Source organism: Oceanospirillum maris DSM 6286 (genome assembly GCF_000422865.1).
Lineage (GTDB): Bacteria > Pseudomonadota > Gammaproteobacteria > Pseudomonadales > Halomonadaceae > Oceanospirillum > Oceanospirillum maris.
Genome location: NZ_KE383941.1, coordinates 2202 through 5932, shown reverse-complemented (window position 1 = coordinate 5932; position 3731 = coordinate 2202). Strand labels below are relative to the sequence as shown.

Below are 3731 nucleotides of genomic sequence, written 5' to 3'. Positions count from 1 at the left end.
GTTAATAAAGTGGTGTTTTACTTCATTTCTTTCGCAAAGAAAGCGCTGGCCTTTTTTAAAATCTCTTTCTCCATACGCAGCGTCTTAACTTCTTGTCGAAGCCGCTTGAGCTCCTCTTGCTCTGTTTCTGCCAAAGATGATTCACCGTTAGAGTGTTCCTGCTTGTCTTTCCAGCGGTAGAGTAAATTGGTGGCAACACCCAGAGACTTAGCGGCTTCCGGAACCGAATAGCCTTGCTCAGTGACAAGGGCGACAGCCTCTTCCTTGAATTCTTGAGGATATTGCTTATAGCTTCGTTTTGCAGTCATGGTTAACACCTCTCGTTATGAAGAGTTTATCTCTTCTTGAGGTGTCCGGTATATTCAACCAGAACACACATACAACCTTGAGAAAAGGTACTTCACTTCGCCTAAGGTATATTTTTTTTGTGTATACAATTTGAATATTTCACTGATTGATGACTCTTCAATTTCAAGGCCTGTCAAATCAACCAACTCACTTAAGAACTTTTTAAATGTTGCTTCATCGAGTTCAACATTAAAATCTTCTTTAAAATAGAACCTTCTTAGAATTGAGGTATCGATACTTTCTTTAACATTAGTTGTTGCAATAATTATATATTGATAAATCTCACCACTTCTAACCAACTCATCTATTATTGTGTTAAAAGTCAAAAGTATTCTCTTGATGCTCTCGTTATCATTTTGATACCTGCTTATAGTAAACGAATCAACTTCATCCATAATAATAAAGCAGCGTGAACTGTTCTCTTCGATTTCTTTCTTTCTGGTCTTAAAATATTCCCTGAGGTTGGAAGAGGACTCACCGAAATTATGCGAAATCAACTCATCGATGTTCAACCTCGCAACATCGATGTTGTATTCCGCTTTTAGCTGTTCATAAATAATACTTGCAACTGAGCTTTTTCCTGTACCAGGAAAACCATCAAATAGAAACGTCGGATATATCGACAATTTTGAGAGCTTAGAAAGTTGACTGTCATCAGAATCCAAAAATAACTTACAGGATTTATGAAGTTGCTCTATTTTACTATCCAAGCAATACAGCTTATTAGAAGGACTCAATTCTCCCTTACTCCTTGTCAAACTTGACTAAATTAGAGGCATAACGAGGCTGTAGAAAAACCTCAGCCTCAAAAATTGATCATTTTTTGTACTAAAAATGACGCTTCTACGTGAATTCTGGGACAGTTTTCATCGCCAAATACTCTTAAATCAACGTAGGCGCACGATAAATTCTCAACAACCAGAACCCGTTAGATTTTTCTACAGCCCGAACGCCGCCAACACAGGTGAGCTTTAGCGAGTCCAGCGCAACTTATTACGTACCTGTGCTTGGCCTTGTTAGAAGATTTAGCTGGCAAGTATGGCAATACCGGCAGCCACAAGCCCAAATACGGTTGCATTTTTAAATGGGCTCTCTTCGGTAGGTGTTAGCAAACTGGCTAGTGCTACCGCACCACCTGTTGCTTTAAGAATAGTGTTATCTGATTTGAGGGCCACGCCAGCACCCAAGGCAGCCAATAGATATTGTTGAATTTGAGTACTTTCCACATCTAAACCATGCGCAAGCCTAGCAAAGTGTTCACAGTTGGATTTGATGAGATGATATGGCATGCCCAAATAACGTTTCGCGTTAACGGCAGCCTGAGCTGGATTTTCGCTAGTGATGTCGCTGACCAAGATATCTTTGCCTTCTGCAAATTCTTCGTAAGACTCTTCTGTTACCTTGAGGTGCTTTTTAGAGTTGTGGATTACTTTTCCTAGGCCATCGGCTACGCCGTAATGAAAATAAGTCCCGAAATCTAATTTTAATACTGTCCCTGCGGGATACATGATGGTTCTCCATTTTCTTCTAACAGGTTAATATCAAGCATGCACGTTTTGCCAATTCCAATACCGGCAAGTGCCGAGGAAGGACTTTGATTAGAAGGGGAAAATCCATTTTCTGATCTGACTGCTTCCCTGACATACGCTCATGTGTTATTTGCTCTTAATCTAAGAGCTGCAGATGGCTGTTCCGTTAAATGGAGCACCCACCTACTTCCGTAATTCTTTAATCTATACGATCACTTGCATTACCGGAACCAAGCATTAGGCCTAATGCTTATATTTTTCCAGAAGGTATTTAATTTACAGCTGACATGCCAGTAGGCACTCCCAAGTAGAACGTGGGAAACGTCATCAGAGGCTTATAATACTATGCAATGGGCCGGCGGCTAGGTACCCCAGCGACCGAAGGCTTAGACTGCTGCACATTGTTAATTTTACTTGATACCCCAAGCCGCTTTCTCTTTGTCGGACATTGATGAGTAAACTTGATTAAAAGTGGTGGTAAATTCTGCACTCACATTCCCAAAAATCTTATAGTTTGTAATCAAGTAACGCTTAACAGTGATTGGCCACCTGCCACTATTATGAGCCTCATTAATAATGCCTTTGGCATCTTGGTAATTACCTCCACCCTTTACTTCTTTGAGTTTCCTCTCAAAATCGGCGAAGCTCCAATCATCAGTTCTACCCTCAAACTCATTGAGCAATGCTTCTTTGTACTGAGCCATTCCCATTTTCGTACTCCTTATGTAGATAAAACTAACAATTAATACAAGGCATAAACATTTTTTCTGGCTTCAAAAAACCGTCAAAGACTAAGAAAGACTTTGATAAGAAAGGAAAATCCGTTTTCTGATCTGACTGCTTCCCTGCCATACGCTCATGCGTTTATTTGCTCTTAATCTAAGAGCTGCAGGTGACTGTTCCGTTAAATAGAGCACCCACCTACTTCCGTAATTCTTTGATTTTTCAGTCTATCCGATCACCTACATTAGCGGAACCCGCCAATAGGTATTAGATATCTTTTTCAGGCAGGTATTTGATTTACGGCAGGTAGGCCGGTAAGCATTCCCACGTAGAACGTGGGAACGAGTCCTGTCCTGAGTATTCGCCTCCCAACATCTGCTTACCCGCTTTCCCCGTACAAGCCTGACACTCTAACTGCAGGCGGTACATCTATGTTTTCTCTCTTTAAGTCTGACCCGACCAAGAAACTGAAAAAGGAATACGCGGCGATGCTGGCTCAGCGTAATGGCGATATTAAAAGTTATTCGTTTCTGACGGAGGAGGCGGAGGCGATCTATCAGCAGATTACGGCGTTGGAGGCGGAGGAATCCAAGTAAGACGGGGATGCATTACCACGTAGAACATGAGGAATGAGTCATTCCAGTGCTGGATGCCGCGCAATACAGTGTAAGACCCTTATGCATTACCACGCGGAGCGTGGGAACGAGTCGAAACGTGGGAACGAGTTGTAAATTACAGCGGGGACACCCATAATTTTATCCCGTCATATTAACAGGTTAAATCCGCTTTCTGATCTATCTGAAAATAGCCTGCAACTGCTGGCCGGATGAGATCCATGCCAGTCCTTTATCCCGGGCAAACTGCTGCAGCCTTCTGAACTGCCCTACTGCACGGCAACGGGGCATACCTTTGGGCCGCATTGCTTTCAGCCAGGCATCCGCGTCGATATTCAGCCGTTGCAGAATGGGCGGATAGCGCTCGGAAATAAAACCGCACTTATCTTCACGTTGACAGCGCCCGGCCCAGTCGACCAACGCCAGATAATCCGCATAATCAAAAGAGATCGCATGATTGCTGTCCTGCTGGCTCACGGAAAACACTTTTAAGCTTGGTGTATCCGGTGCGTTACAG

Annotated in this window: 6 protein-coding genes and 1 pseudogene; 1 reads left to right on the top strand and 6 read right to left on the bottom strand. The window is 42.8% G+C overall.

What is annotated here, in order from left to right; translation table 11 throughout:
* The 5 genes and pseudogenes from G517_RS0117105 to G517_RS21280 form a co-directional block, all read right to left on the bottom strand.
* Positions 1-308 (bottom strand): annotated as a pseudogene (locus G517_RS0117105) (transposase); the annotation flags it as partial.
* 54 nt (positions 309-362) lie between these two features.
* Positions 363-1085: an ATP-binding protein gene (locus G517_RS0117100; RefSeq protein WP_028305405.1), complete on the bottom strand. Its 723-nt coding sequence runs from the start codon at positions 1083-1085 to the stop codon at positions 363-365.
* Positions 1086-1373: 288 nt separating this feature from the next.
* Positions 1374-1856, bottom strand: coding sequence for a lecithin retinol acyltransferase family protein (locus tag G517_RS19860; RefSeq protein WP_036592068.1), 483 nt, complete (start codon positions 1854-1856; stop codon positions 1374-1376).
* Between the two features lie 431 nt (positions 1857-2287).
* Positions 2288-2587 carry a hypothetical protein gene (locus G517_RS0117090; protein WP_036592066.1) on the bottom strand — a complete coding sequence of 100 codons (300 nt, stop codon included), beginning with the start codon at positions 2585-2587 and terminating at the stop codon, positions 2288-2290.
* Positions 2588-2897: 310 nt separating this feature from the next.
* A complete protein-coding gene (locus G517_RS21280; RefSeq protein WP_281167536.1) occupies positions 2898-3029 on the bottom strand; it encodes a hypothetical protein in 132 nt (43 codons plus the stop codon).
* A 2-nt stretch (positions 3030-3031) separates the two neighbouring features.
* Between G517_RS21280 and G517_RS20795 the strand changes: the two genes are divergently transcribed.
* Positions 3032-3196: a DUF6435 family protein gene (locus tag G517_RS20795; protein ID WP_157833217.1), complete on the top strand. Its 165-nt coding sequence runs from the start codon at positions 3032-3034 to the stop codon at positions 3194-3196.
* Between the two features lie 198 nt (positions 3197-3394).
* On the opposite strand, the gene G517_RS0117080 is transcribed toward G517_RS20795, so the two are convergent.
* Positions 3395-3731, bottom strand: a 337-nt coding sequence (locus G517_RS0117080; RefSeq protein ID WP_169447924.1) for a hypothetical protein, incomplete at its 5' end; no start/stop codon positions are given.

What these genes read in the sequence shown, in the direction of transcription:
- G517_RS21280 (WP_281167536.1), bottom strand. Translation starts at nt 3,029, where the DNA reads ATGTACCGCCTGCAGTTAGAGTGTCAGGCTTGTACGGGGAAAGCGGGT.
- G517_RS19860 (WP_036592068.1), bottom strand. Translation starts at nt 1,856, where the DNA reads ATGTATCCCGCAGGGACAGTATTAAAATTAGATTTCGGGACTTATTTT.
- G517_RS20795 (WP_157833217.1), top strand. Translation starts at nt 3,032, where the DNA reads ATGTTTTCTCTCTTTAAGTCTGACCCGACCAAGAAACTGAAAAAGGAA.
- G517_RS0117090 (WP_036592066.1), bottom strand. Translation starts at nt 2,587, where the DNA reads ATGGGAATGGCTCAGTACAAAGAAGCATTGCTCAATGAGTTTGAGGGT.